This is a genomic window from Thermobacillus xylanilyticus, assembly GCF_907165215.1.
Lineage (GTDB): Bacteria > Bacillota > Bacilli > Paenibacillales > Paenibacillaceae > Thermobacillus > Thermobacillus xylanilyticus.
On record NZ_CAJRAY010000085.1, the window covers coordinates 51,339 to 75,484 of the forward strand.

General features: G+C 57.7%; 31 protein-coding genes. 26 read left to right on the forward strand and 5 right to left on the reverse strand.

Features of this window, described 5'->3' with window-relative positions; translation table 11 throughout:
• Positions 1-9 precede the first annotated feature (9 nt).
• The 16 genes from KJQ12_RS16300 (at position 10) to KJQ12_RS19685 (ending at position 11,815) form a co-directional block, all read left to right on the forward strand.
• Complete coding sequence (locus KJQ12_RS16300; RefSeq protein ID WP_213486023.1) at positions 10-2,517, forward strand: tape measure protein; 2,508 nt, start codon at positions 10-12, stop codon at positions 2,515-2,517.
• On the forward strand, positions 2,510-3,286 hold the full coding sequence (locus KJQ12_RS16305) for a LysM peptidoglycan-binding domain-containing protein (protein ID WP_244860654.1): 777 nt from the start codon (positions 2,510-2,512) through the stop codon (positions 3,284-3,286). Before KJQ12_RS16300 ends, KJQ12_RS16305 begins: the two co-directional genes overlap by 8 nt.
• Positions 3,279-4,247 carry an XkdQ/YqbQ family protein gene (locus KJQ12_RS16310; RefSeq protein WP_213486029.1) on the forward strand — a complete coding sequence of 323 codons (969 nt, stop codon included), beginning with the start codon at positions 3,279-3,281 and terminating at the stop codon, positions 4,245-4,247. The genes KJQ12_RS16305 and KJQ12_RS16310 overlap by 8 nt, the downstream gene beginning before the upstream one ends.
• Positions 4,248-4,250: 3 nt before the next feature.
• Positions 4,251-4,586, forward strand: coding sequence for a DUF2577 domain-containing protein (locus KJQ12_RS16315; RefSeq protein ID WP_213486032.1), 336 nt, complete (start codon positions 4,251-4,253; stop codon positions 4,584-4,586).
• Entirely contained in the window at positions 4,583-4,984 is a 402-nt protein-coding gene (locus KJQ12_RS16320; RefSeq protein WP_213486035.1) for a DUF2634 domain-containing protein, read from the forward strand. The genes KJQ12_RS16315 and KJQ12_RS16320 overlap by 4 nt, the downstream gene beginning before the upstream one ends.
• Positions 4,977-6,056: a baseplate J/gp47 family protein gene (locus KJQ12_RS16325; protein ID WP_213486038.1), complete on the forward strand. Its 1,080-nt coding sequence runs from the start codon at positions 4,977-4,979 to the stop codon at positions 6,054-6,056. The genes KJQ12_RS16320 and KJQ12_RS16325 overlap by 8 nt, the downstream gene beginning before the upstream one ends.
• Positions 6,049-6,642, forward strand: coding sequence for a putative phage tail protein (locus KJQ12_RS16330; RefSeq protein ID WP_213486041.1), 594 nt, complete (start codon positions 6,049-6,051; stop codon positions 6,640-6,642). Before KJQ12_RS16325 ends, KJQ12_RS16330 begins: the two co-directional genes overlap by 8 nt.
• Complete coding sequence (locus KJQ12_RS16335; protein ID WP_213486043.1) at positions 6,639-6,923, forward strand: ketopantoate hydroxymethyltransferase; 285 nt, start codon at positions 6,639-6,641, stop codon at positions 6,921-6,923. Before KJQ12_RS16330 ends, KJQ12_RS16335 begins: the two co-directional genes overlap by 4 nt.
• Positions 6,923-8,221: a hypothetical protein gene (locus KJQ12_RS16340; RefSeq protein WP_213486045.1), complete on the forward strand. Its 1,299-nt coding sequence runs from the start codon at positions 6,923-6,925 to the stop codon at positions 8,219-8,221. The genes KJQ12_RS16335 and KJQ12_RS16340 overlap by 1 nt, the downstream gene beginning before the upstream one ends.
• A gap of 18 nt (positions 8,222-8,239) precedes the next feature.
• Entirely contained in the window at positions 8,240-8,599 is a 360-nt protein-coding gene (locus tag KJQ12_RS16345; RefSeq protein WP_213486047.1) for a hypothetical protein, read from the forward strand.
• Positions 8,592-8,957, forward strand: a complete 366-nt coding sequence (locus KJQ12_RS16350; RefSeq protein WP_213486049.1) for a hypothetical protein — start codon at positions 8,592-8,594, stop codon at positions 8,955-8,957. The genes KJQ12_RS16345 and KJQ12_RS16350 overlap by 8 nt, the downstream gene beginning before the upstream one ends.
• Before the next feature lie 74 nt (positions 8,958-9,031).
• On the forward strand, positions 9,032-9,322 hold the full coding sequence (locus KJQ12_RS16355; protein WP_213486051.1) for a hypothetical protein: 291 nt from the start codon (positions 9,032-9,034) through the stop codon (positions 9,320-9,322).
• The gene (locus KJQ12_RS16360) at positions 9,322-9,654 is read left to right on the forward strand and encodes a hypothetical protein (protein WP_213486053.1); all 333 of its coding nucleotides are present in this window, start codon (positions 9,322-9,324) and stop codon (positions 9,652-9,654) included. Before KJQ12_RS16355 ends, KJQ12_RS16360 begins: the two co-directional genes overlap by 1 nt.
• Complete coding sequence (locus tag KJQ12_RS16365; protein WP_213486055.1) at positions 9,651-10,361, forward strand: glucosaminidase domain-containing protein; 711 nt, start codon at positions 9,651-9,653, stop codon at positions 10,359-10,361. The genes KJQ12_RS16360 and KJQ12_RS16365 overlap by 4 nt, the downstream gene beginning before the upstream one ends.
• Positions 10,362-10,425: 64 nt before the next feature.
• On the forward strand, positions 10,426-10,617 hold the full coding sequence (locus KJQ12_RS16370; protein ID WP_213486058.1) for a hypothetical protein: 192 nt from the start codon (positions 10,426-10,428) through the stop codon (positions 10,615-10,617).
• 163 nt (positions 10,618-10,780) lie between these two features.
• Entirely contained in the window at positions 10,781-11,815 is a 1,035-nt protein-coding gene (locus KJQ12_RS19685; protein ID WP_244860655.1) for a C40 family peptidase, read from the forward strand.
• Between the two features lie 57 nt (positions 11,816-11,872).
• Here KJQ12_RS19685 and KJQ12_RS16380 read toward each other — a convergent pair whose 3' ends face one another.
• From KJQ12_RS16380 to KJQ12_RS19785, 3 genes are all read right to left on the reverse strand, one after another.
• Complete coding sequence (locus KJQ12_RS16380) at positions 11,873-12,898, reverse strand: HD-GYP domain-containing protein (protein WP_213486061.1); 1,026 nt, start codon at positions 12,896-12,898, stop codon at positions 11,873-11,875.
• 86 nt (positions 12,899-12,984) lie between these two features.
• Complete coding sequence (locus KJQ12_RS16385; protein ID WP_342344885.1) at positions 12,985-14,028, reverse strand: ThiF family adenylyltransferase; 1,044 nt, start codon at positions 14,026-14,028, stop codon at positions 12,985-12,987.
• Between the two features lie 6 nt (positions 14,029-14,034).
• On the reverse strand, positions 14,035-14,775 hold the full coding sequence (locus KJQ12_RS19785) for a molybdenum cofactor biosynthesis protein (protein ID WP_213486083.1): 741 nt from the start codon (positions 14,773-14,775) through the stop codon (positions 14,035-14,037).
• Positions 14,776-14,929: 154 nt separating this feature from the next.
• Between KJQ12_RS19785 and moaA the strand changes: the two genes are divergently transcribed.
• The 9 genes from moaA to KJQ12_RS16435 all read left to right on the forward strand — a co-directional run bounded on the left by moaA (position 14,930) and on the right by KJQ12_RS16435 (position 21,752).
• Positions 14,930-15,934, forward strand: a complete 1,005-nt coding sequence (moaA, locus tag KJQ12_RS16395) for a GTP 3',8-cyclase MoaA (RefSeq protein ID WP_213486085.1) — start codon at positions 14,930-14,932, stop codon at positions 15,932-15,934.
• A 42-nt stretch (positions 15,935-15,976) separates the two neighbouring features.
• The gene (locus KJQ12_RS16400; protein ID WP_213486087.1) at positions 15,977-17,494 is read left to right on the forward strand and encodes a bifunctional metallophosphatase/5'-nucleotidase; all 1,518 of its coding nucleotides are present in this window, start codon (positions 15,977-15,979) and stop codon (positions 17,492-17,494) included.
• Between the two features lie 9 nt (positions 17,495-17,503).
• On the forward strand, positions 17,504-18,652 hold the full coding sequence (gene yfkAB, locus KJQ12_RS16405; RefSeq protein WP_213486090.1) for a radical SAM/CxCxxxxC motif protein YfkAB: 1,149 nt from the start codon (positions 17,504-17,506) through the stop codon (positions 18,650-18,652).
• Positions 18,653-18,716: 64 nt separating this feature from the next.
• Positions 18,717-19,754: a sporulation integral membrane protein YtvI gene (gene ytvI / locus KJQ12_RS16410; protein ID WP_213486091.1), complete on the forward strand. Its 1,038-nt coding sequence runs from the start codon at positions 18,717-18,719 to the stop codon at positions 19,752-19,754.
• Positions 19,755-19,900: 146 nt separating this feature from the next.
• Positions 19,901-20,125: a spore coat associated protein CotJA gene (locus KJQ12_RS16415; protein ID WP_213486157.1), complete on the forward strand. Its 225-nt coding sequence runs from the start codon at positions 19,901-19,903 to the stop codon at positions 20,123-20,125.
• Complete coding sequence (locus tag KJQ12_RS16420) at positions 20,122-20,391, forward strand: spore coat protein CotJB (protein WP_213486092.1); 270 nt, start codon at positions 20,122-20,124, stop codon at positions 20,389-20,391. The genes KJQ12_RS16415 and KJQ12_RS16420 overlap by 4 nt, the downstream gene beginning before the upstream one ends.
• Positions 20,392-20,436: 45 nt before the next feature.
• Entirely contained in the window at positions 20,437-21,006 is a 570-nt protein-coding gene (locus KJQ12_RS16425; RefSeq protein WP_015255476.1) for a manganese catalase family protein, read from the forward strand.
• 201 nt (positions 21,007-21,207) lie between these two features.
• Positions 21,208-21,351 (forward strand): hypothetical protein, encoded by a 144-nt coding sequence (locus tag KJQ12_RS16430; protein WP_157373574.1) that lies wholly within the window; start codon positions 21,208-21,210, stop codon positions 21,349-21,351.
• A complete protein-coding gene (locus tag KJQ12_RS16435; RefSeq protein WP_244860656.1) occupies positions 21,348-21,752 on the forward strand; it encodes a winged helix-turn-helix transcriptional regulator in 405 nt (134 codons plus the stop codon). The genes KJQ12_RS16430 and KJQ12_RS16435 overlap by 4 nt, the downstream gene beginning before the upstream one ends.
• A 9-nt stretch (positions 21,753-21,761) precedes the next feature.
• On the opposite strand, the gene KJQ12_RS16440 is transcribed toward KJQ12_RS16435, so the two are convergent.
• Positions 21,762-22,322: an NAD(P)H-dependent oxidoreductase gene (locus tag KJQ12_RS16440; protein ID WP_213486096.1), complete on the reverse strand. Its 561-nt coding sequence runs from the start codon at positions 22,320-22,322 to the stop codon at positions 21,762-21,764.
• A 141-nt stretch (positions 22,323-22,463) separates the two neighbouring features.
• On the opposite strand from KJQ12_RS16440, the gene KJQ12_RS19790 reads away from it, so the two are divergent.
• Positions 22,464-22,595, forward strand: coding sequence for a hypothetical protein (locus KJQ12_RS19790; protein WP_015255473.1), 132 nt, complete (start codon positions 22,464-22,466; stop codon positions 22,593-22,595).
• A 241-nt stretch (positions 22,596-22,836) separates the two neighbouring features.
• On the opposite strand, the gene KJQ12_RS16445 is transcribed toward KJQ12_RS19790, so the two are convergent.
• Positions 22,837-24,126: an amidohydrolase gene (locus tag KJQ12_RS16445; RefSeq protein ID WP_213486098.1), complete on the reverse strand. Its 1,290-nt coding sequence runs from the start codon at positions 24,124-24,126 to the stop codon at positions 22,837-22,839.
• Between the last annotated feature and the right edge of the window lie 20 nt (positions 24,127-24,146).

The window sequence follows — 24,146 nt, forward strand, 5'->3', positions numbered from 1 at the left end:
GGCTGGGATGTGGCAACTGTTGATTCGACGGTCAAACTGTTGGAAGCAGCCGGCAAATCCGCCGAAGAAGCGACCAAGCAAATCGAAAAGATGACAAAGGCAACGGAAAAGTTGACCAAAGCAATGACCAAGGCCTCAAAAATCAACGTATTGTCGAGTAAAGCACTGAACAGTCAGCAACGGATGATCAAGAATTTTGAGAAGATCATCAAGACCATTCAGAAGGTTTCAGCGGAGCAGAAAAAGCTAAATCAGCTGGTATCGACCGGTCAAACATTACTCAGAGGTCAGGCTGCACCGCTCAATCGCCTGGTATCGCTATCAAGCTCAATCAGGTCGAACTTGAGAGATGCCAGTAGATCTGCGAGTTTCTTGCAACGAGTCAACAATCAGGTGCAAAGGCTCACGCGAGCGATCAATCAGATGACAAGACCATTGAACCAGATTATGGGAGTCTTAAGGCGGTTGATCAGGAGCTTCGGTGACCTCAATCGTGCAACCAGGACATTTTTGAACAGCTTGCAGAGGGTTATCACCGCAGTAAGACAAATCAGGGATGTCTTGAGCCGGATAAGAGATTTGACAATGCGAGCGTCTTCCCATATGAGACAATTCAGCAGGCAAGCAATGTCCGGAAGGCCAGCGCTCAATCGTCTCGCTCCTCCGATGAGACATCTGGTGACCTTGTCAAACACGCTCAGATCGAATATGCAGCAAGTCAACAGATATACACAATCCGTTCAAAGAGCTTCGGGTCAACAGGGTCAGTTTTTGAATCAGAATGCAAAAGCCAATCGATGGGTCGATTTCGGACAGAAAGTCTTCAATAGCCTGTCTTCGATGATGAAACGCGGGTTATCCAACTTGTTTTCGGCTCAAAACTTCAAGTCGGCTATGGCATTCAGCGATAATTACATGAACTCTCTTACTCGCGTAAGCGCAATTAACGATGGCTCACAGTCGGACAAAGAACTGCAATCCAAAATTTTGGCGGCAGCCGATCGTTCACGTGGGCGCTATTTGGACATGGCGGAACATATCACGAAATTGGGACTGTCGGCGCCCCAAGCATTTTCGGGCAACGATGAAATCATCGCATTTACGGAGCTTTCACAGAAAGCGTTCCGCTTGGGCGGTGCCGGCGCCATGGAGCAGCAAGCCGGAATGGATATGCTGGTTCAAGCGATGTCGATGGGCGGACTTCAAGGAAACGACTTCCAGATGATTATGGACAAAGCACCTATGCTGGCCGATGCGATCGCATCGTTCACCGGTAAATCGAAAGAAGAATTGATCGCATTGTCAGCCGAAGGATTGATTACCTCGGACATTCTCAAGGGCGCCCTGTTCTACGCGGCGGATGAAATCAACAGAAAGTTTGAAGGATTGCCCAATACATTTGGAGATCTTTGGAACGATATCTCCAATTCTGCGGTTGAAGCCTTTGGTCCGGTCATTGAACGTGTGAGCCAATTATTGAACAGCGAGAAAGGACAGCGGTTGGTTTCAGAGATCGGTCAGGCGTTCCAAGTGGCGGCAACCTTTGTCGGACAACTTATTGAAGGAATCGCAATGGTTGCATCTTTCATTATCAATAACTGGTCTGTTTTTGAACCCATTCTCTGGGGCGTTGTCGCAGCCGTCGGAGCCTGGACAATCGCCCAGTGGGTGCTGAATGCTGCTCTCTCAGCCAACCCGATAGGCTTGATCGTCATGGCCGTCGCAGCGATGATCGGTATCATCACAGCTCTGGTAATGTGGATTGCCCACCTGTGGAGGACGAACGATGCGTTTGCGGAAAACATGCTCAGGGCTTGGTACGGTATCCTCAACTTTTTCGACCGGGCAGTCGCCTTCTTCTGGCAGGTTGCCGAATGGTTGGTTCAACCGTTCGTGCAATGGGCAATACAGATTGGGAATCTTGTCGAGAATGCCATCAATGGTATCATAGGCGGAATCAATCATGTGCTCGGATATATCAACAACATCTTCGGGACTTCATATCAACTGAGTGTCAACTTTGACTTTCAGGATATTGCTCAAGACCTTCAAGATTTCCAGGATAGGGTTACTCAAAATAAGATTGACGCCATAGATCGGGCGGCGCGAAACGAGGCGGAGCGCGAACAGAAAATTAAAGATTTCTTTGCTGATCGCGCGGCCAAACGTGCCCTCGAAGATGCCGAATGGCAAGCAAAGGAAGAACAGGAGACTGACTATTCCAAGTGGCAGAAGGAACCGTCTGAATGGCCGACAAATCAGCCTAACATCAACAAAGTGAATGAAGTCGGCCGCATCAACGACACCGTCGACATCTCCAGCGAAGATCTGAAGATGATGCGCGAGCTGGCGGAGATGAACGCGATCCAGAATTTCGTATCGCTCACGCCGACGGTGAACGTGCAGACAGGGGATATTCGCAATGGCTACGATGTAGATACGATTATCTCGCGTATTGAACAGTCGCTCACCGAGCAAATCGCGTCTTCGGCGCAGGGGGTGTATGGCCTTGGTTGACCGTTGCGGCATATGGCTGAGTTGGAACAACCAGGAGGACGGCTTTGAACTGCCCGTGCTTCCCGCTGAGCTCAACACGAGCATCGGTGGCGACAGCGCGGGGCATGAAGTAGCCGGCCTCGGCAAGATCAGCGTGATCAAAGACCGCGAACTGGCAGAGTACACGATCGAAAGTTTCTTTCCCGCATACCCGCCGCATCCGAATCCGAAGCCGGATCCGAAATCGGGTTTGGATCCGGATACGAGCGTGCATCCGTACATCACGGCGGTCGAAGTTCTGCCGCCAATGGTCTATGTGCGCAAAATCATGAAATGGTGGGAGACGAAGCGGCCCATCCGGTTCGTGTTTGTCGGCAGCAACCGGTATGCCGGCACTTCGGGAGAGACCATTTCGGAGATCAACACGGCCGCCAGCATTGAAAGTTTCGAATGGAAGGAAGTCGCCGGATCACCCGGCGATATTTCGTATTCGCTTCGTCTGAAAGAATACCGTTTCTACGCCGCACGGAAGACGACGGTGATCGAGCAGGCGAACGGCGAGGTTGCGCTGCAGAAGGCGAAAATGGGCCGGCCGGATGAACGCGTGCCGCCGTCCACTTACACGCTGGTTGCGGGGGACAGCCTGTGGAAAGTGGCGCAGAAAATGCTTGGCGACGGATCGCGCTGGCGCGAGATTCAGAAGCTGAACGGCATCAGCGACGCGCAGCTCAAATCGCTGCCGGTCGGGATGGTGCTGAAGCTGCCCTCGGGGGGCGGTAACGTTGCTTAGGATTCTCCTTGACAACAAGCAAGGCCGGATCTGGGATATCTCCGAGATTGTTTCGGATATCAGCTGGACGACTTCGCGCGTCGGGCGGCCGGCGAGCTTCGAGTTCACCCTGATCGGCAGCGCCATTTTTCAGGATCGGACGTTTGCGGTCAATAACGGCGACATCATACGGGTAACGAAAGATGATGTCAACGTGTTCTACGGCTACGTGTTCAGCATCGACCTGAACCAGGATGCCGAGATCGGCATCAAGGCGTACGATCAGGTTCGATATTTGCTGAACAAGGACACGTTCGTGTTCAAAAACCAAACCATCGGAGACATCATCCGCGAGATCGCCAAGAAATTCGAACTGAAAACCGGCCGCATTGACGACACCGGTTACAAAATTCCGTCCATGATCGAGGACGGGCAGACGCTGCTCGATATCATCGAGAAAGCGATCACCCTTACCATGTCGGCGACCGGGCAGTTTTACGTGTTCTTCGACGATTTCGGTGAACTGTCGCTCCGGGATGTACGATCGTTTGATGCCGGCATCTACGTCGGCGACGGCAGTCTGATGACCGGGTTCGAACATACCCGGGACATTGATTCCGACACCTACAACCGGATCAAATTGTACCGCGACAACCAGCAAACCGGACGGCGGGAAATCTACATGGCCCAGGACAGCGTAAACATCGCCAAGTGGGGCGTGCTTCAGTTGTACGAGAGTGTGGACGAAAATATGAACGCTGCCCAAATCGGTGAGATGCTGGATCGAATGATGAAATTGAAAAACCGCGAGCAACGGACGCTCAAGCTGGACGCCATCGGGGATATCCGGGTGCGGTCCGGCATGTATTTGCCGATTGTCATCGAGTCGCTCGGTATCAACCAGCAGATGATGGTCGATGAAGTGAAGCACCGGTTCGACGGTACCAACCATACGATGAGTCTGACTTTGAAAGTGGTGTGAATCATGCTGAACGCAATCCGGCAGGCAGCCCTGACCGCCATGGAGACTGCGGCTCCGGTTGCCGTCCTGATGGGCACCGTGACGAAGACTGATCCGCTCGAGGTGAACGTCGATCAACGGTTCACCATCGATGCGGATTTTTTGCTGGTGCCGGAGTCGCTAACGAAGTTGGAGCTGGACTTGAGCCACAGCCATTCCGCATCCGGAGGTACAACCGACGCGGCACTCACGGAACCGGCGGTCATCCGGCCGGGCCTCAAATCCGGAGACCGGGTGGCGTTGCTCCGGGTTCAGGGCGGTCAGAAATATATCATTTTGGACAAGGTGGTGAGCGGATGATTCCGGCAGGCGGAAGCCTCGGCACACAGCGCATGGAAGTGGTCGAGCAGCCATCCCGCACCTGGGGGCTGGATGTGGAGCACGGGCGCGTGGCGGGGATGATCGACGGGTTGGAGGCGGTCCGGCAGGCGGTGTTCAAAATTTTTCAGACCGAACGGTTCCGGCACATCATTTATGACGCGGACTACGGTGTGGAGCTGGCGGGACTGGTCGGCCGTGATCCCGCGCTCGTCCGGTCCGAACTGCGGCGTCGGATTACCGAAGCGCTCACCCAGGATGATCGGATCGACGACGTGGCAGATTTTCAGATTGTATTTTCCGGGGAGACGGCGGACGTGCAATTCACGGTCGTATCGACGTTCGGAACATTTCGCGAGGGGGTGACGCTCCGTGTATGAAGCCCAGACGTTTGAGGCGATCTTGCAGCGGATGTTGAGCCGGGTGACGGACAATGTGGACAAGCGTCCCGGCAGCGTGATCTATGATGCTCTGGCGCCGGCGGCAGCCGAACTTGCGCAGCTGTATGCGGAGCTGGACATCAACTACAATTTGTCGTTCGCCGATACGGCGAGCGGCGATTATTTGACCCGGCGCGCAGCCGAGTTTGGCGTTCAGCGCAAGCCGGCGGTGAAGGCAAGGCGGGTAGGCCGTTTCTACGGCGAAGGCGACGCGCCGATCGATGTGCCGCTTGGCAGCCGGTTCGGCATCAGCGGTCTGTTTTATACGGTGGTCAGCAAGCTCGGTGCGGGAATTTACGCGCTGGAGTGCGAGACAGCCGGAGCGGCCGGGAACCAGCCCTACGGCGCGCTGCTGCCGGTCGATTATGTTGCCGGTCTGGTGCGGGCTGAACTGGCGACGGTCATTGTGCCGGGAGAGGAAGAAGAGGACGACGAGTCGCTCCGGCAGCGATATTACGCGGCCGTCAATGAACCGCCGTTCGGCGGGAATGTCGCGGATTACAAGCAGAAGATCGGCGCGATCGAAGGGGTCGGCGGCGTGAAGGTGTTTCCGGCCTGGCAGGGCGGCGGGACGGTGAAATGCACGATTATCGCCTCCGACTACAGTGCCCCGGCCGGCGCATTGGTGGCTGCGGTGCAGGAGGAGATTGACCCGCCCGGACGCAGCGGGCAGGGAAGCGGGCTGGCCCCGATCGGCCACCGGGTGACCATTGCCGGGGTGCAGCCGGTGACCGTCCATGTGGCGACAACCGTGACGCTGGCGGGCGGTGTGAGTGTCGGGCAGGTGCAGGAGCCGATCGAGGAGGCCGCCCGGGCCTATCTGCTCGGGCTTCGCAAAGCTTGGGCGGGAGAGTCGCAGTTAATTGTCCGCATAGCGCAGATCGAGGCGGCTATCCTCACCGTGCCGGGCGTCATCGACGTGACCGGGACGACATTGAACGGCTCGGCGGCGAATGTGACGCTGGATGCGGAAGAGATTCCGGTGCTCGGGACGGTGGTTGTCAATGCGTGAGGTTGGGCGGATTTTGGGGTATTTGCCGGAGTTTTATCACCGGATCAAGGATTTTGTGGAGCTGGACAAGACGGAAAGCGCCGAGTTGGTCGATCTAACGGCTGCGGTTCAGCGGCTGTTGGACGACCAGTTCGTGACGACGTCGAGTCTGGGGGCATTGAAACGCCGGGAGCGCATGCTGGGCATTCAGGCAGACTCGTCCGTCGAGACCGTCGCCTTCCGGCGAAACCGCATCATCAACCGTTACTCCACGAAGCCGCCTTTTACGCTGCGTTATTTGCAGGAGCAGTTGGATCGGTTGGTCGGGCCCGGGCGGACGGTTGCGGATATTGACGTGCAAAATTTCCTGCTCACCATTACAACAGCGATCGACGATGCCGAGATTTTCCGGGAAGTCGAGCATACCGTCAAGGTGATCATTCCGGCCAACATCGTGTATCAGCAGAATACGGCGCTGCAAGATGACATTGAGCTGGTCGAGTCAATCGCTGTGCAGGACGTCACCTGGAATTACAAGTTGGACGGCTCGTGGCAGCTCGGCGCCGCGCCATTCGCAACTTTGGGACCGGAGGTGCCCGTGAAATGATTGATACTGCGTTTTTGCAGGACGTGGCTGAATACGTTGACAGCCGCGTCGCGAAAGTGGTGCTGAATGGGACATATGTTATCACGGATTTCGAAGTCAAGCAGGTTGCGGACAATGTGCTGGCGATGAAATATCTCATCCCTGCCGCGGATGTGTCGCTGGTCACGTCGATCGAGCTCAAGGATGAGGTGGACAATGTGATCAGCTCAAATATAGTCTATATCCCGATTGCGGCGGATCATTTGATGATTCAGTCAATTGAAGTGAAGGAGGGTATCTGATGGCGAAGACGGATTGGCAGATGGGGGATACAGTGCAGCCGGAGGATTTGAACCAGATTGGGCAGGAGATTAATGACAATGCAGCAGATCTGTTGGACCACAAATCTGCTGCTGTACTTGATCACCCGGATGGGTCAGTCACGACGGAGAAGCTGGCTGATGGCGCGGTTACGGCATCGAAAGTGGCGGCGGATGTGGCGAAGACAGCCGATCTTGCTGCTCATGCCAACACAACCAGCGGTGCACATGGTGCTACGTCTGCGGCTACACCGAACACAATTGTCCAGCGCGATCCAGTTGGTAGGTTTAAAGCAGCGGCACCGGCTGCGGCAGACGATGTGGCACGTCTGGCTGAGGTGATGGCAGCAGAAAGTTCGATTGAGAACACTCTGTTACCGACCTTGCAAAGTGTGAAGACAAAAACTGATCTTATTGGGACGACAGGTGACGGTACATCAACGGCGTCGTTGTTTGGTAGGCTGGCAGCAGTAAAAGGAAAAACGGATCTGATCGGTACAGTGAGTGATGCATCAGGTACTGCGTCAGTATTTGGAAAATTTGCGGACATCAAAGCGAAGACGGATCTCATTGGCTCGACAAGCGATGGCACGTCTGCTGGGACGGTGTTTGGCAAGTTTGCGACAATCAAGGCCAAGACGGACTTGATCGGCTCGACGAGCGATGCAGCCGGTACAACAACAGTTTTTGGGCGTCTGGCGGATGTGAAGGCGAAGACTGACTTGATTGGAGCTACCGGGGATAGTTCATCTGCCTCAACTGTTTTTGGCCGTTTGGCAGCAGTAAAGACAAAAACTGACCTCATCGGTGCAACAGGAGACAGTTCATCTACAGCAACTGTGTTTGGACGGTTAGCGGCGATTAAGGCGAAAACTGATTTGATTAACAACGGTTCTAATTCCCTCGAACTTAAATGGTCGTCTAGTATTAAGCCTTATAATGTCGCGTATTTGAGCACTAATGGCTCTAATACACTGGAAACTTTGTTAAACATTACAGGAAAAGGTGTGATGCGTAATCTTGCTGTAGTGCTTGGGCCGGCCTCTAAATCTATTGTTTTACGAATTACTGTTGATGGGGTAGTTGTATCAGGTAATCTAGCCTTCTGGGCAAACGCTACAAGCTCTACAGATTCCGGAGGCTGGTTCGTTATTGGTACAGGGAATAGTAGCCCAAACGTATTTGCAAACATTCGATTTAACAACTCTTTAAAGATTGAAGTAGATGAAGGTACATGGAGCGGGTCTAGTCACACTGTTATCTATACACTCGAACCTTAATAAGGAGGAAAGATTAGCGTGGAGATTGTTTGTTCTGAATATTTTGAGAGTGATACGGGAACGGATTTTATTCGTGAGATTTACGACAATGGTTATATTGTAGAAAAGCCGTTTCCGCATAGGGAGATCAAGCTATCGTACAATTCAGATTCCGGGATTATTACTGCCAAGGTTTATCGCCGAGATCTGGGGAACGTGCAAGATGAGGAATATAATAATATTGTTATTTTTTCATGTGGTAACGATACGATTGAAGTCAAAGCTTTATCAGGAATTGCTACTATTGAGTTCGATGCTCAGGTATCAGGAACATATCTAATTGTGACAAAGAATAATGCCCGAAAATTTGTTAACGGGTCGGTGATAATCAATGTCTAATCTTATGAAAAAGGCGAGATTGCTGACGACGAAAAAAGGTTTTCGTATCCTACCATCTGAGGATTATACTCGTCGTATGGAACGAGAAAAAAGAATTAAAATCCTGAGAGATGGAAAATGTAGTAGTCCGACAAACCAAGACATTCTCTCTTTGATGTTGGATATTGCGGAACGACAATCGGAAATTTTCGATATGATTAAGGAGATGCGAAACTGCGTTATCAGAGAAGTAAATTCTGGCGCTGACCATTCTTCTCTCCCTTTTATTGATCAACAAGATTTACGGGCATCATGGCAGGAGCTGATGAATCAAAATGCTTCTACCTATTCCGCAGTCAAGAATACTTACAAACTATAACAAACCATTCCGGAGTCGGAATATCCGGGCTCTGCCGACTAAGCAGAGCCCGCTTCAGTCAGGAGGCGATCCACATGGACGGACTCACCATCACGGCGGCCATCTCGGCCGCCGCTGCCATTTCCGGGATCGTGCTCGGTTGGCTCGGAAGGTCGCGGTCCGTAAGACAGGATACGGCCACCGAAGCTTCGAAAGACGCCCGCTTGCAGGCCGATATCGAGTTTATCAAACGCGGGGTGGACGACCTGCGGATTGAACAGCGGGCGCAGGGCAAGCGGTTTGACGATCTCACCGAGCGCGTGACAAGGGTCGAAGAGAGCGCGAAGCAGGCGCATAAACGTTTGGATCGATTGGAGGCCGAATAATGAACGATCAACTGTTCACCTGGGAAGCGCTCTCCGCAATGGGGGGCGCTTCGCTTTTGACCTACTTCGTTGTGCAATATACGAAGAGCTACATCGACCGTTTCTCGGCTCGTTGGCTGCCGACGGATCTGTATGCCGTCTTCGTCGCCAGCGCGATCCTCATCACCGCGCAGCTCGCGCTCGGCGCCAACCCAGCCGACTGGCGCGTGTACATGCTCGCCATCGCGAACGGCTTCCTTGTCGCGGCAACCGCCGGCCAGATGCAGCGGAAAGCGGTCGAACCGCCTGGTCAACCGGAGCAGCCGGCAGGCAAGGGTAGTGATGGCGCATGAGCGCGGCCGCATTCATCGCACAGATCGCGCCAATTGCCGTCCAGCTCCGCATCGAAGGCTCGCCGATCTTCCCGTCGGTCCGGATCGCGCAGTCGGGGCTGGAGACCGGCTGGAAGATCCCGCCCTGGAACAACCTCGGCGGCTACAAGGTCGGCAGCGGCAAGCTCACGCCGTACTGGCGCGGCAAGATCGTCACCAAAGGCACATGGGAAGTGTACGACGGCAAGCGCGTGGACGCGACGGCTGCGTTCCGGGCGTATGACAGCGTGGAGGATTTTTTCCGCGATCAAGATCTGCTGTTCGAAAACAAAAGATACACCGGTGTCCGAACGGCACAATCTCCGGAGGAGCAGGCGGACATGCTGCAGGCGTGCGGATATGCAACGGACCCGCAGTACGCGCAGAAACTCAGAAATATCATCGCCGCGCATAATCTGAAGCGCTATGACACCGAAGCGGAGGTGCAGAAGCAAATGATCGGGGAGCTGAAAAAGCAGATCGAGCAACTGACAGCCGAACAGGCGCAACTGCGGCAGCGTCTTGAGACACTCGAAAGCCGGGCGCGCGTGGATGTGCCGGCGTGGGCGAGAGAGGCGGTGGATGCAGCCGTGAAAGCCGGCATTGTCGATACGCCGGAAGGCGGAAGCCTCGACTTTTACCGAATGCTGACGGTTATGCACCGCACAGGACATATCGGAAATAACTGACATTGATAAACGAACTATTGTTCGTGTATAATAAAACCAAACACCTGTTCGGTTGGTGATCCGCATGCACAAATATGTGGGCCGGCGCATCGAGATCATATACATCGCCGCCGACGGCAAGCTGTCGCAGCGCACCATCCATGTGCTCAGCGTGCAGGGCGGCATCGTGCGGGCGTTCTGCATGACCACCGGTGCGCCGCGGACATTTCGGATCGACAACATTTTGGCCGTGCAGCCGGCGGCGAGGCCGGCCTGATCTTTCCTGTCACAACCTGCTCATCCCCCTTTCTTCTCTCCCGTTAATCCTCGTTGCCTTCCTGAAATAAACCCGAAAGCCCGAACGCCAGGCGCATAATCGCTCCTCTCCGACACCATCCTATGGAATGCCAACACCATGTCAGGAAGGGGCAGGAAGGCAGATGGCAGGTACCTGGAGAAGAGGGCAAGGAAGAGGCGCGCTGGCGCTGTTGCTTATTCTTTTGCTCATATCGGCCTCAGTGGCCGGATGCGGCGAACGGCAAAACGCGAATCATGACGGGCGCCAGCAAGCGAACACCCCGGGCCAAAAGGGGACAGGCCGTCAATCCGCCCTGGAGGAAAACAACGCCGAACATCTTCTGGAACTCGGCCGGGCGATTGTTCCGTTCGAGAAGTTGGACGGCCAAACCTACGCCGACGCCGAGAAGATGGCCGGCTTGATCGGTTTTCATACGGAGTATTCGGAAGACGGCAAATCGCTGCTCATCGGCGACCACGATGTGGTCATGACGATCACGGATCAATCCCGTGAAGTGGTGAAAGAAGAGCGCACCCTGACGATGAGCAAACCGGCCAGACTCATGGACGGCCGCATGCTGGTGCCTTCGAACGAATTGAAGAAGCTGTTCGGGGATGAAGCGGTTTTCACGGTGGACGCGGTGCAGGCGGCGATTTTCCCGAAGCCGCAGCGGGAAGACACGGCTGCATCGCAAGATTTCGCCGACGACCCGGCTGTCCGCGCGGAGGGCCGAAAGGCGCATGCCCCCTGGACAGCGCATGGCGATGGCGACGCCTCCTCGCCAGCCGGTGCCGAGCTGATCAAGGAAGCGAAACGTTATCTTGGCGTGAAGTACCAGTTCGGCGCGGCGCATTATTCCACGTCGAAGCGGTTCGACTGCTCGTCGTTCGTCCAGTACCTTTTCGCGAAACAGGGGGTCGACATGCCCCGGACGGCCCGGGCGCAGGCACGATTGGGGAAAGAGGTGGCCCGGGACAAGCTGCGCCAGGGGGATCTGCTCTACTTCTATGTCCCCGGACGGTTCAAGAACGACACGACGGTCGGCCACGTCGGCATCTACATCGGCAACCAGCAAATGATCCACTCCAGCCCGCTGCCGCAGGACGGCGTACAGATCACGAACATCAACAAGCCGTATTGGAAAGAGACGTTCCTGTTTGCGAAACGCATCCCATAACACGAAACCAGAAGCAAGAAGCCCTGCGCATCAGACGCAGGGCTTGCTTTCGCAGGCTTACATGGCGATGTCGACGACTTCGACGCCCTGCTGGCGGGACACGTCGATGAACGTCTCGCCGCACCGGATGAGCGGGCGGAAGAAATCGGTCGGATTCGTCATGACGATGACGCCGGACTCGCCGTTGGACAGGACGGCCGTCTTGCCGACGAAGAACGGCAGCAGCCGGCGGATGAACGTATGGACGACCGTCGGGTCGAGCTCATTGAAGCTGAGCCGGTGCAATTCCCGCAGCACGTGCAGAAGGTCGCGGCGTTCCCGGTACGTCCGCGTCGAGATCATTGCGCTGCAGACGTCGGCGACGGCAAGGACGCGCGCCGCTTCATGAATGTCCTCGCCCTTGATGCCGTAAGGATGACCGGAACCGTCCATCCGCTCCAGATGCTGAAGCACCGCCTTGGCCATCAGTTCATTTTTGAACGAACGTTTGACGATTTCGTATCCGAAGATCGGATATTTCCGGATCATGCGGTATTCTTCTTCCGTCAGCGGATCGGTCTTGTTGAGCAGCGCCGGGTCAATCCGGCATTTGCCGATGTCGCACAGAAATCCCGCCTTGCTGACTGTAAGCGCTTCCTCTTCACTCCAGCCAAGCCATTTGGCGATGTAGTAGGCCAGCATGCCGACCTGGACCGAGTGATTGAAGGTATATTCCGCTTCCGAGTTGAGCAGCAGCATCGAGACGACGTCCCGTTCTTCCGGAAGCCGGTCGGTGAGCGGCCGGAACACCTCATCCATTTGTTCCTCACAGACGACGCCCGAATCCAATGCTTCCCGGTACAGCAATTCGCTGCCCGCTACCGCCGACTCGAACATCGGTTTCAGACGCATGGCCGTCGGCGCGTTCCCGGTGCCGCTGTTTCGGGGTTCAATATCGACATAGTCGATCTGGTGTTGGAACAGTTTCGCGATCTCCGATTCTGTCAATTGCGTGCCGGCAGGCAGTACGAACAGACCGTATGCGTTGAAAATATCCCGGCTGACGACATCACCGCTTCTCAGATCAGCAACGTGGACCTGCATATCATCACCTTTCGTGCATCCCTGGAAGTTGAAAAAATCCGATGTTTTCATCGTATCAGCTAATCCACCAATTGACAATAACCGAGTCAGGGAGCCAGGATGCGGTCGTAAATGCGCCTTGCAAGATCCGGATCACCGGTGCCTTGCACCAGAACGCGCCCGTCCGGGAACAGGACGAGCGTGATGCCATCTTCCAGCGTCAGCCGCAGCAGCCAGGGGTTCCGCTCGACGCGGCCCGCGGACTTGAGCCGTTCCGCCATTTCGTCCAGATGAAGCTGCAGCGGCTCGGCCGGCGCAATCTGCACCGTTTCGCGTCCGCACAGGACAGCTTCCGATTTTCCGCGAACGACCGCTTCCAGATAGTCGAACCGGCGAATTCCGCAGCAGGGACAATCGGCTCGCCGCGCGCCCGCCGTCTTCATTTTCGAGAAGTCCGTTTTCCACAGATCCGCGTGAAGCAATGCGCCATGGAGCTGTTCCTTATACCCGCCGAGCAGCTTGATCGCTTCCATCGCCTGCAGCGAACCGATCAGATCGACGATCGGCGGCAGGACGCCGGCCGTTTCGCACGTATCCGTCGAGCCGGGCGGCGGCGGCGACGGGAACAGGCAGCGGTAGCACGGCGTTTCGCCCGGCACGATCGTCATCGTCATGCCGGAAGCGCCCACCGCGCCGCCGTAGATCCACGGAATGCCGAATTTGACCGCGACATCATTAATCAGGTACCGGACGCCGAAATGATCCGTCCCGTCCACGATCAGATCGGCATCGGCCAGCAGCGATTCCGCATTTCCGGAATTCAGATCGACCGCCGCCGCTTCAATGGCGACCTGACGGTTGAACGTGCGCAATTTCGCGGCCGCGGCTTCGGCCTTCGGCACGCCGCTTTCCGCGTCCGCTTCCGTATAGAGCAGCTGCCGATGCAGGTTGCTCCAGCTCACGATGTCGCGGTCGATCAGGCGAATGCGGCCGATTCCGGCGCGGACCAGGTGATTGGCGATGACGCAGCCGAGCGCGCCCATTCCGACCACAACCGCAAACCCTTGAGCGAGCCGCTTTTGACCTTCCATGCCAAAAGGGGAAAAGCGAACCTGGCGGGCATATCGTTCTGACGAGGGGGACATGCGCATTCTCTCCTACTCGGCGGCGGGAGCCGTCGGATTCCAGGACTCCTGCTGCTCTCCGATCCATTCCGACCCGTCTTCCCGGATCTCCTTCTTCCAGATCGGCACGATCTGTTTCAACCGTTCGATCGCATACCGGCTCGCCTCGTAGCAGCCGGCGCGATGCGGCGCCGACACGGCGATGACGACGCTCGCTTCGCCGATCGGAACCGTTCCGAGGCGATGGGCGATCGCGCACCGCGTGCCCGGCCATTTCGCGGCAATCTCATCATCAATTTGCCGCATTGTCTTCAGCGCCATCGGCGCATAGGCTTCGTACTCGAGATGGACCGTGCGCCGCCCGTTCGTCCATTCTCGCGTCGTGCCGACGAAGACAAGCGAGGCGCCGTGTTCCGGCACGATCACCTGCGACAGCATGCGGTCCGCGTCAAGCGGCTTGTACGTCAGGATGAAACGTCCGTCCTCCGACGCCAGCTCGTCCTCGCCGGCGTTCTCCGGCGCGCCGCCGGAAACGGGCGGCAGCAGCGCCAGCTCATCGCCGGATTCGAGCGGCTCATCGTCAGCCGCGTACACTTCGTTGCGCGCCACGAACGACGCATGGATCAGCCCGGCATGCGAAGGGAACCGCTCGGCGAGCAGCGCCTTCAGCTTGCCGGCCGTCATGCCGCCTTCGGCTGACGATACGCGGACCTCGTTTCCTCCCAGCCGTTCCGCCAGCCCCGCGAACAGGCGGACCGTCCATTGCACTTCCATATCGTCAACCCCGTCCAATGGTGTGTGTTGGTTACTGAATAGCATATCATATTTATAGGAGAAGTGATAAACTAGAACTTGTAAAGATTCGCGGCGCACGTGACCGGTCTTGCAGACGGGAACCGGCCTGCGTGAGGACAAGGAGAGTGCGGCGATGACGGGCGTTCTGACGGACCGCTTCGGGCGCGTACACAATTATTTGCGGATATCGGTGACGGATCGCTGCAATTTGCGCTGCCTCTACTGCATGCCGGAGGAAGGCGTGGAATTCGCCGACCCGTCCTCGCTGCTGACGTTCGACGAGATCGAGGATGTCGTGCGGACGGCGGCTTCGCTCGGGATTGCGCGGCTGCGCATCACAGGCGGCGAACCGCTTGTCCGCAAAGGGCTGGACGAGCTGGTCGCCCGGCTTGCCGCAATTCCGGGCATCGAAGAAATCTCGCTGACGACGAACGGCCTGCTGCTGAAAGATCAGGCCGAAGCGCTGCGGCGGGCGGGCGTCTCCCGCGTCAACATCAGCCTCGATACGCTGGATCCCGCGCGGTTCCGGATGATCGCGCGGCGCGGCGATTTGCGCCGCGTCTTCGAAGGCATCGAGGCGGCGGCGCGCGCGGGCTTTGATCCGATCAAGCTGAACTGCGTCCTGCTCCGCGGCGTGAACGAGGACGAGATCGTCTCGTTCCTGAGACTCGCGCGCGATGAACCGCTGCATGTCCGGTTCATCGAGTACATGCCGATCGGGCATGCCGATGAACAATGGAAGAACTATTATTTGCCGCTTACGCGGGTACTCGAGCTGGCGCGCGAAGCCGGATTCGAACTCGAGCCCGGCGGCCGCACGGCAGGCAATGGCCCGTCGGACAACTATCGCATCAAGGGCGGCAAAGGCTCGATCGGCCTGATCCATCCGGTCAGCGACCATTTCTGCAAGAACTGCAACCGGCTGCGGCTGACGGCCGACGGCCATTTGAAACCGTGCCTGTATTGGGTGGATGAACTGTACGTCAGGCCCGCGGTCGGCGACCCCGAAGCAATGCGCCGCCTGTTCCTGCGTGCCATGGCGATCAAGCCGGAAAACCACGAAATGGCGGCGAAACTGGCGGACGAAGCGCAGAGCCATGTGCCGACCGAGCGGCGGATGTCCCAGATCGGGGGATGATCCCGGTAACACGTTGACCATGAGGGGAAGGATTCATGATCCATGCGTGCTGACGGCCCACAACAACCCGGCACGGTGCTCTTGCTGCACAGCAACGATTTGCACAGCCGGCTGGAACAAGCTGCGAAATTTTCGGCGTATATTGCGGAGGCCCGGAACCGGTACGGCGCGGACCGGCTGCTCGTGCTCGATGCGGGCGACCATATGGACCGGATGCGGAAGGAGACGGAAGGCACCGGCGGCCGGGTCAACATCGAGCTGCTGAACGAGGCGGCGTTCGATGCGGTGACGCTGGGGAACAACGAAGGCCTCTCATGGACGATGGACGCGCTGGACGAACTGTACGGCGGGCATGCGCATTTTCCGGTCGTATGCGCGAACATGATCCGGGAATCGGACGGTGGCCGGCCTTCGTGGATGAAGCCGGCCGTCTTCGTGGAGAAAGGCGGCATCACCTTCGGCATTACGGGCGTGACGGCCGCGTTCCGCGATTTCTACATCGAGCTCGGCTGGCGGATGCTCGATCCGGTCGAAGCGGCGGCCGAACAGGTCAGACGGCTCCGGCCGCAAGCGGACATCGTCATCGTCCTGTCCCATCTCGGCCTGCCGATGGACCGTCGGCTGGCGGAGGAGATCGAGGGCATCGATCTCATACTCGGCGGCCACACGCATCATCTGCTGGAGGAACCGCTCGTCATCGGGGAGACGGTCATTCTTGCGACCGGGAAGTTCGGAGATTATCTGGGGCGGGTCGAGATCGACCGCCGGGCGGACGGCCGCGGTTTCGCCTTCCGCGCGTCGGTCGTGCCCATGGCCGAGGCGGCTGAACGGCCGGAAGCGGCCGGCGTGATCGCCCGCGGGCTCGCCGAAGCCGAGGCCGCGCTGAGCCGCGTTGAAGCGGTGCTCGCCGCGCCGCTCGAGGCGTTCGACGATCGGGAATCGCCGCTTCCGAACCTGCTGGCCGCGGCCATTCGCCGCCATACCGGCGCGGAGATCGGCCTCGTGAACGCGGGGCAGATCCTCGGGGGACTTCCCGCCGGCGGCGTGACGACCGGCCGGCTGCACGCGATCTGCCCTTCGCCGATCAACCCGTGCCGGATGACGCTCACCGGCCGGCACATCCGGCAGGCGCTGGAAGAGGCGCTGCTGGCCGAATGGATCGAGCGCCCGATCCGCGGCTTCGGCTTCCGCGGTGAGCGGCTCGGCACGCTTGCCGTGGACGGCCTCCGGATCGTGTACGATCCGGACGGTCCGCCGTTCGGCAAGCTGCGCGAAGTGACGGCGGGAACCGAGCCGCTCCGGGATGACCGCCTCTACACGGTCGGCACAATCGACATGTTCACGTTCGGCATCGGGTACGAATCGTTGAAACTCGGCACGGACATCCGGCTCTATCTTCCCGAATTCATCCGCGACGTGCTCGCGGCCGAGCTTGCGGATGCCGCATCCGTAGAGGAAGCGCATCGCATCCGATGGTTTGCACGGTCCGGCGGGGCCCATTTGCATGGGATGCCTCCCGGGCAGTACAATGAAAATAGATTCAAGCAGAACATTCAATAGGGGCTAACCATGAACATCAATGCAGACCGCTTGGCGGCACCATCCGCCGGACTGCCGGAGCTGTCGCCGGAATACGATCCGTGGGATCCGATCCGGTCGCTCCGCCGTTACGGACGGCATGTGCTGACCAGCGTGGAATTTACCGTATCCAACCTGTGCAACATGCGCTGCGAGCATTGCGCCGTCGGATACACGCTTGCGATGAGCGAACCGGAGAAGCTGCCGATCGATCTCATCCTGAAACGACTGGATGAAGTCGAACATCTCGAGACGATCAGCATCACGGGCGGGGAACCGTCCTTCTCGGAGAAGACGGTGCGCGAATATATCGTGCCGCTGCTCAAGTACGCGCGCAGCCGCAATCTCCGCTCGCAGCTCAACTCCAACCTGACGCTCGACTACGGCCGATACGAGATGATCGCGCCCTGGCTCGACGTCATGCACATTTCCTACAACTACACGTCGGTGGAAGAGTTTCACCGCATCACCTTCGGCGCTTCGCCCCATCCGCCGTCGCGGGAGACGGCCGCCCGTCTGTACGAGCGGATGGTGGACAACGCGCAGAGGCTGGCGAAGGGCGGCCTGTTCGTGTCCGCCGAGTCGATGATCAACTATCGGACGCACCGGGACATCGTGCGCATTCACCGCGATATCGTCGAGATGGGCTGCCGCCGGCATGAAGTCCATCCGATGTATCCGAGCGCCTTCGCCGCTTCGCTGCCGATGCTGTCGCGCGCCGAGATGGCGGCCGCCATCGAGCAGTTGATCGAACATCGCGATCCGAACGTCTGGATGCTGTTCGGCACGCTGCCGTTCTATGCGTGCAGCCCGGATCCGGAGGAGCGCCGGCTTGCGCGCCGGCTTGCCGAGACTGAAGGCGTCACGGTGCGCAACGATCCGGACGGCCGCAACCGGCTCAATGTGAATGTATTTACGGGCGATGTCTTCGTGACGGACTTCGCGGATGTTCCGGCATTCGGCAATATCCGCGAGGAACGGCTGGACGACATTTTCGCGAAATGGCTGAACGGACCGCTCGCCCGCAGCGTGAACTGCCACTGCCCGGAAGCGGGCTGCTGCGGACCGAATCTGCTCGTCAAATCGATGTATTATGCCGATGTCGATTTCACCACCCGCCGGGCGCTGGCGGATGCTTGACCAGGTGCGTATCCGACAGACGGCAACGGAAACAACCTGTGGAAAGCGAGGTCGATGAACGGACATGCCGGTACGCACCTTGATCATGATCGCGGTGGGACTCGGACTGCTGTATCTGCTCTTCACGGTCGGCGCGCCGTTTCTGCTTGCCTTGGTCGTGGCGATTTTCATTGAACCGCTCACCGCGCTGCTCATTCGGGTGTCACGCGGCAAGCTCAACCGGGTGGCGGCGGGGACGATATCAAGCACGGTGTTCACCATCGTACTGCTCGGCCTGATCGCGCTGCTCGGCGCGCGCATCGTGAGCGAACTTGTCGCGTTCTGGAACCGGGTGCCCGGCTACGTCAGCAACCTGAACGTGTACTTCCAGGACGCATTGAACGATGCAAGATCGCTATACGAGCATTTGCCGCCGGATACGGCAGCCCAGATCGAGAATTGGCTGGCGGGTCTGACCGGCACCCTGACGCAGGCGGCGACCAGTCTGTCCCGCCTCTTCCTCAGCCTGGCCGGCGAGATTCCGAACCTGTTCATTTTCTTCATCGTCTTCCTGGTGGCCGTGTACATGTTCAGCTACAGCTTGCCGACGATGAAAGCGTCGTTCCTCTCGATCTTCGCCGAGGAATCGCGCAAGCAAGTGGAAGAAGTGCTGGACAATCTGCGCAGGTCGATCTTCGGTTTTCTGCGCTCGCAGCTGATCCTGAGCGCGCTGACGTACATCATTACGCTGAGCGGGTTTCTTCTGCTCGGGGTCAAATATCCGATGGCGATCGCCCTGCTCGTCGTCATCGTCGACATCATGCCGATTCTCGGCACCGGCTCGGTGCTCGTTCCGTGGGGGTCGTACCTGATCCTGACCGGCGATTACTACACGGGAATCGGCCTGATCGTGCTGTTCCTTTTCATCACGGTCTTCCGCCGCATCATCGAGCCGAAGGTGCTGGGCGATTCCATCGGCATCAGCGCCTTGGCCGCGCTGATCAGCCTGTATGTCGGGCTGAAGCTCGTCGGCGTCATCGGCGTGTTTCTCGGTCCGCTCGTCGTCATCATTTTCATGGCGGCTCGCAAGGCGGGACTGTTCCAATTGAAAATCCGGCTCTGATCGTTGCCATTGCACAGGCCCTTGTCCGATTCGGGATGATTCCCGCGGACAAGGGCCTTGTTTTTTTGCGTCTGCCGCCGCTTCGTGCTGCATACCTATTAATTGGAGCAGTCTTGTGATGTGAGGAGGGAACCGTCCTGGACCAGCTGAATCAGGTTCGGAAATGGCATCCGTTCGTCGGCCCGTTCGACCCTTGTCCGCCGATCACCGTCAAGGCGTATCTTGTGCCGCCGAACTTGTTCATCCCGTACCAGCCGCCGAACTGGCCGCAGTTCTCGCCCGCGGAAGCGCTGAAACGGGGCACGCTGTGGCCGGCGCTTTACAGTCCGTATGAATCCCGCATGCTGGAAGGGAGGGCGGAAGCGCAATGAGCGCCGGGAATAAGCCGGACGAAGCGTACTATCAGCTCCTGACAGAGCTGCAGCAGCTCGATTTCGTGCTCGTGGAGCTGACGCTTTATCTGGACACGCATCCTTACGACATGCAGGCGGTGCAGCAGTTCAACCAGTTCGCGCAGCGACGGCAGCAAGTCGCGCAAGTTTACGAGAGCCGGTACGGGCCGCTCCTGCAGTTCGGCCACAGCTTTTCCCGCTATCCGTGGGACTGGGCGAACACGCCGTGGCCGTGGCAAGTGTAGCGCCAGCCGGCGAGCCGACAACCGGTCAAGGAGGGACTTCAGGCGATGTGGATTTATGAGAAAAAATTGCAATACCCGGTCCGCGTCAGCAAATGCGACCCGCGGATGGCCAAATATCTGATCGAGCAGTACGGCGGCGCGGACGGCGAATTGTCGGCGGCGCTCCGCTACCTGAATCAGCGGTACACGATCCCGGACAAGGTAATCGGATTACTTACGGACATCGGCACGGAAGAATTTGCCCATCTCGAGATGATCGCGACGATGGTCTATAAACTGACAAAAGACGCGACCGTCGAGCAACTGGAAGCGGCGGGACTCGGTCCCCACTACTCGAACCACGACCGGGCGCTGTTCTACAACAACGCGGCCGGCGTGCCGTGGACGGCGACGTACATTCAGGCGAAGGGCGATCCGATCGCGGATCTCTATGAGGACATTGCGGCGGAGGAAAAAGCGCGGGCGACCTACCAGTGGCTCATCGACCAGACGGACGACGTCGATCTCCAGGACAGCCTGAAGTTCCTCCGCGAGCGCGAGATCGTCCACTCGCTGCGGTTCCGCGAGGCGGTCGAGCTGCTGAAGGCGGAGCAGGAGACGAAGAAGGTGTTTTGACGGATGTGTGATGCCGAACGTTCGCTTGCGGGATGTCATCAGCCTGCCGTGGCTGGGACATCCCGTTTTTGGTAAAATCGGATTGAGATCACAGCAGGAGGAACCTGGCTTGGCTTTATCGGTGATCTCATCCTCTGCCTTATCGTTTGTTGGGGGATTTATCGCGGTTATCCCAAATCCTTTAGCAACAAGTTTCTGCTTTTGGGCATTCAACTCACCCTGCCCGGCATTTTTCTGCTCATGCTGTCGCATTTTCAAGGCGAAATTTTCTTTATGTACCTGGCTGCTGCAGCAACGGTTTTCGGAACGGTATTGTCCATCCTGTTTGCTTTCAAGGAAAAATGAAAGCCCTGCATTTGTACTGCCATCAAAGGAGAGAGCAACCCGTGCGACGCGAAACCTGTGTACCGACGGGCGTAGACCTGAAAAATACCGGCTTTGGCTACACGTTATCGTTAATCGGCGGCAAATACAAAATGATCATCTTGTACAAGCTGGCCGAACAGGGGGTCATGCGGCACAACGAGCTGAAACGAAGCATCGGCACGATTTCCTTCAAAACGCTGAGCGTCATGCTGAAGGAACTGGAGGCCGACGGCCTGATCATCCGAAAGGAATTCCCCCAGGTCCCGCCAAAAGTCGAATACTCGTTATCGGAGCGCGGACGCTCCCTCGTTCCTTTGTTGAACATGATGTGCGAGTGGGGAGAAAACAACCGTTTGCCCGAACGGGGGAGCGTACGGTAAAGCCGCCGGTTACATCTTGTCGATAAATCTCAAATAATCCTTCGCGCTTTGGTCCAACGCGTCCGCGGACGATTCATGCTCGGCGCCGGGCACATTGCCGCCGGGCTCCTTTTCTGTGCCGTAATGCGCAAAGATCGAGCGATAATTTGCGCTGCAATACCGGAACGTTGTTTCGAACGGAACGAGAATTTGTTCCAGCGTGTACCGGTATCTGCCTGTTTCGCTGTAATCCTCTCTCCGGATACCCGCAGATACCGCCAAAGCAACTTTGCGATTTTTCATTTTATCCCCTTTTGAGCCGTAAGCCCATCCGTATTCGAGCACGTCGTCCAGCCATTTTTTGAGGAGCGGCGGGCAGTTGAACCAATAAACGGGGAACTGGAGCACCAGATTGCCATGCGCTTCCACCCGTGCTTGTTCTTGTCCGACGTCAATCTTTCCGTCGGGATAAGCCTTGTACAATTCGTGAACCGTATATTTCTCCGGGTATTTTCGGAGTTCTTCCACCCATCGCTTGTTGATGACGGATGCTTCGATGTTCGGGTGCGCAACGATGACAAGAGTTTTCAAAGTGAAGGCCTCCTTCAAGAACTGGATGTGTCCCCGAGTATAAAGGGTCTGCTGCAATGAAGGAAGTACGCACTTTTGGGCCAGGTACTTACGTAAAGGTGAGTGTCAAACGAACAAGAAACCGCAATGGAGGGTGCCGTGATGACCTATCTGATCCTGATCCTGCTCATCCTCAACCTGATTCTGCTCATCCGCATCAACAGCAAACTGCCCGGCAAAGATCCCGTCCGGGAAGCGGTCGAACGATACTACAAAGAAAAGGCACAAAAATAACCCCTCGCCTCCGTTCAGGGGCGGGGGGTCTGCGCGTTCGGTTCAATACCAGCCGTCGACCGCCGTGCCGTCTTGATAAATCCGCGTCACATCCGGATCATAATGGACGGGTGTGTCGGAGAAGAAATACCAGCGTCGTCACGGACAAGGTGTCTTCTTCAACGAAGAAGATCACGACATATGGAAAACTTCATCGATCTTCACATTTGAAGCTTCAAACAGCAATTGGAAGTTACGCGTCTCAAATCCCTTCCACGATCCGCCGCGCCCGCTTCGACACCTGAGCTAGCAGCTCGTCCTCGTCGATCGTGAGCAGCCGCCGGCCCCGCATCAGCACCCGGCCGTTCACGATCGTCGTGTCCACGTCCGCGCCGACCGCGCAGTACGCGAGCAGGGAAGGGAGATTGTGGACGGGCTGCAGGTGCGGTTTTCGCAGATCGATCAAAATGAGGTCCGCTTTCTTGCCGGCTTCCAGCGTGCCGACCTCATCCGCAATTCCGAGCACCGAAGCGCTCCCTGCCGTCGCCATGCGCAGCGCCTCCATGGCCGGCAGTTTCGCGGGGTCGCCGTAATCCAGCTTCTGCAGCCAGGCGGCGGCCCGGATCTCCTCGAACATGTCGAGCGTAGCCGCGCTGCCCGCGCCGTCCGTGCCGATCCCGACCGCGATGCCTTGTTCCGTCATCTCCGACACCGGCGCAATGCCGCAGCCCAGTTTCAGATTGCTGATCGGATTGTGCGCCGCGCCGCCCCGCATGCCCCTCAAATATCCGATGTCCCGCCGGTTCAGATGGACGCTGTGGGCGAGCAGGACATGCGCCTTCTCGAACAGCCCGAGATGGTACAAATATTCGGTCGGCGTCTGATTGTACCGCTCCCGGATCAACGCAACTTCTTCCACCGTCTCCGCGAGATGGGTATGGATCGGGATGTCCTCCTGCTCCGCCAGCCGGATCACCTCGCGCCAGAGCTCCGGCGGAACGGTGTACGGCGAATGCGGACCCAGCATCGTCGTGATCCGGCCTTCGGCCTTGCCGCTCCACCGCTTGATGAGATCGAGCGCTTCCGCCATGCGCCGCCCGCCGTCATCCTCCGTGAAAACAAGCCCGCGGGTCAGCGAGGCGCGCATCCCGGTTTCCTCCACCGCCGCCGCGATTTCGTTCATGTGGATGTACATGTCGGCGAATGCCGTCGTGCCCGAGCGGATCATTTCGGCCATCGCGAGTTTCGCGCCCCAGTAAATGTCTTCGGGTGTCATCCGGGCTTCGGCGGGAAACATCTTCTTCTCCAGCCAGTCCATCAGCTTCAGATCGTCGGAGAAGCCCCGCAGCAAGCTCATGGGGGTGTGCTGATGGGCGTTGATCAGCCCCGGCATCGCCGCCATTCCTTCGGCATGAATGACCTCATCGGCCCCGGCGTCCCGGATGGCCGGCTGAATGTCCGCGATCCGGCTGCCGTCGATCAGGATGTCCCCGGTGAACGGCGCATCGTGCCGCATCGTCAGAATCGTGGCGCCTTTGATCAGCAATTTCATTGTGACAACCTCCTCCTTCG

Excerpts from the sequence above, each read along its gene's own strand:
- KJQ12_RS16315 (WP_213486032.1), top strand. The coding sequence starts at position 4,251 with ATGCTGAACGCAATCCGGCAGGCAGCCCTGACCGCCATGGAGACTGCG.
- KJQ12_RS16320 (WP_213486035.1), top strand. The coding sequence starts at position 4,583 with ATGATTCCGGCAGGCGGAAGCCTCGGCACACAGCGCATGGAAGTGGTC.
- KJQ12_RS16330 (WP_213486041.1), top strand. The coding sequence starts at position 6,049 with ATGCGTGAGGTTGGGCGGATTTTGGGGTATTTGCCGGAGTTTTATCAC.
- KJQ12_RS16335 (WP_213486043.1), top strand. The coding sequence starts at position 6,639 with ATGATTGATACTGCGTTTTTGCAGGACGTGGCTGAATACGTTGACAGC.
- KJQ12_RS16340 (WP_213486045.1), top strand. The coding sequence starts at position 6,923 with ATGGCGAAGACGGATTGGCAGATGGGGGATACAGTGCAGCCGGAGGAT.
- KJQ12_RS16350 (WP_213486049.1), top strand. The coding sequence starts at position 8,592 with ATGTCTAATCTTATGAAAAAGGCGAGATTGCTGACGACGAAAAAAGGT.
- KJQ12_RS16355 (WP_213486051.1), top strand. The coding sequence starts at position 9,032 with ATGGACGGACTCACCATCACGGCGGCCATCTCGGCCGCCGCTGCCATT.
- KJQ12_RS16360 (WP_213486053.1), top strand. The coding sequence starts at position 9,322 with ATGAACGATCAACTGTTCACCTGGGAAGCGCTCTCCGCAATGGGGGGC.
- KJQ12_RS16365 (WP_213486055.1), top strand. The coding sequence starts at position 9,651 with ATGAGCGCGGCCGCATTCATCGCACAGATCGCGCCAATTGCCGTCCAG.
- KJQ12_RS16370 (WP_213486058.1), top strand. The coding sequence starts at position 10,426 with ATGCACAAATATGTGGGCCGGCGCATCGAGATCATATACATCGCCGCC.
- KJQ12_RS19685 (WP_244860655.1), top strand. The coding sequence starts at position 10,781 with ATGGCAGGTACCTGGAGAAGAGGGCAAGGAAGAGGCGCGCTGGCGCTG.
- KJQ12_RS16380 (WP_213486061.1), bottom strand. The coding sequence starts at position 12,898 with ATGCAGGTCCACGTTGCTGATCTGAGAAGCGGTGATGTCGTCAGCCGG.
- KJQ12_RS16385 (WP_342344885.1), bottom strand. The coding sequence starts at position 14,028 with ATGCGCATGTCCCCCTCGTCAGAACGATATGCCCGCCAGGTTCGCTTT.
- KJQ12_RS19785 (WP_213486083.1), bottom strand. The coding sequence starts at position 14,775 with ATGGAAGTGCAATGGACGGTCCGCCTGTTCGCGGGGCTGGCGGAACGG.
- moaA (WP_213486085.1), top strand. The coding sequence starts at position 14,930 with ATGACGGGCGTTCTGACGGACCGCTTCGGGCGCGTACACAATTATTTG.
- KJQ12_RS16400 (WP_213486087.1), top strand. The coding sequence starts at position 15,977 with ATGCGTGCTGACGGCCCACAACAACCCGGCACGGTGCTCTTGCTGCAC.
- yfkAB (WP_213486090.1), top strand. The coding sequence starts at position 17,504 with ATGAACATCAATGCAGACCGCTTGGCGGCACCATCCGCCGGACTGCCG.
- ytvI (WP_213486091.1), top strand. The coding sequence starts at position 18,717 with ATGCCGGTACGCACCTTGATCATGATCGCGGTGGGACTCGGACTGCTG.
- KJQ12_RS16420 (WP_213486092.1), top strand. The coding sequence starts at position 20,122 with ATGAGCGCCGGGAATAAGCCGGACGAAGCGTACTATCAGCTCCTGACA.
- KJQ12_RS16425 (WP_015255476.1), top strand. The coding sequence starts at position 20,437 with ATGTGGATTTATGAGAAAAAATTGCAATACCCGGTCCGCGTCAGCAAA.
- KJQ12_RS16435 (WP_244860656.1), top strand. The coding sequence starts at position 21,348 with ATGAAAGCCCTGCATTTGTACTGCCATCAAAGGAGAGAGCAACCCGTG.
- KJQ12_RS19790 (WP_015255473.1), top strand. The coding sequence starts at position 22,464 with ATGACCTATCTGATCCTGATCCTGCTCATCCTCAACCTGATTCTGCTC.
- KJQ12_RS16445 (WP_213486098.1), bottom strand. The coding sequence starts at position 24,126 with ATGAAATTGCTGATCAAAGGCGCCACGATTCTGACGATGCGGCACGAT.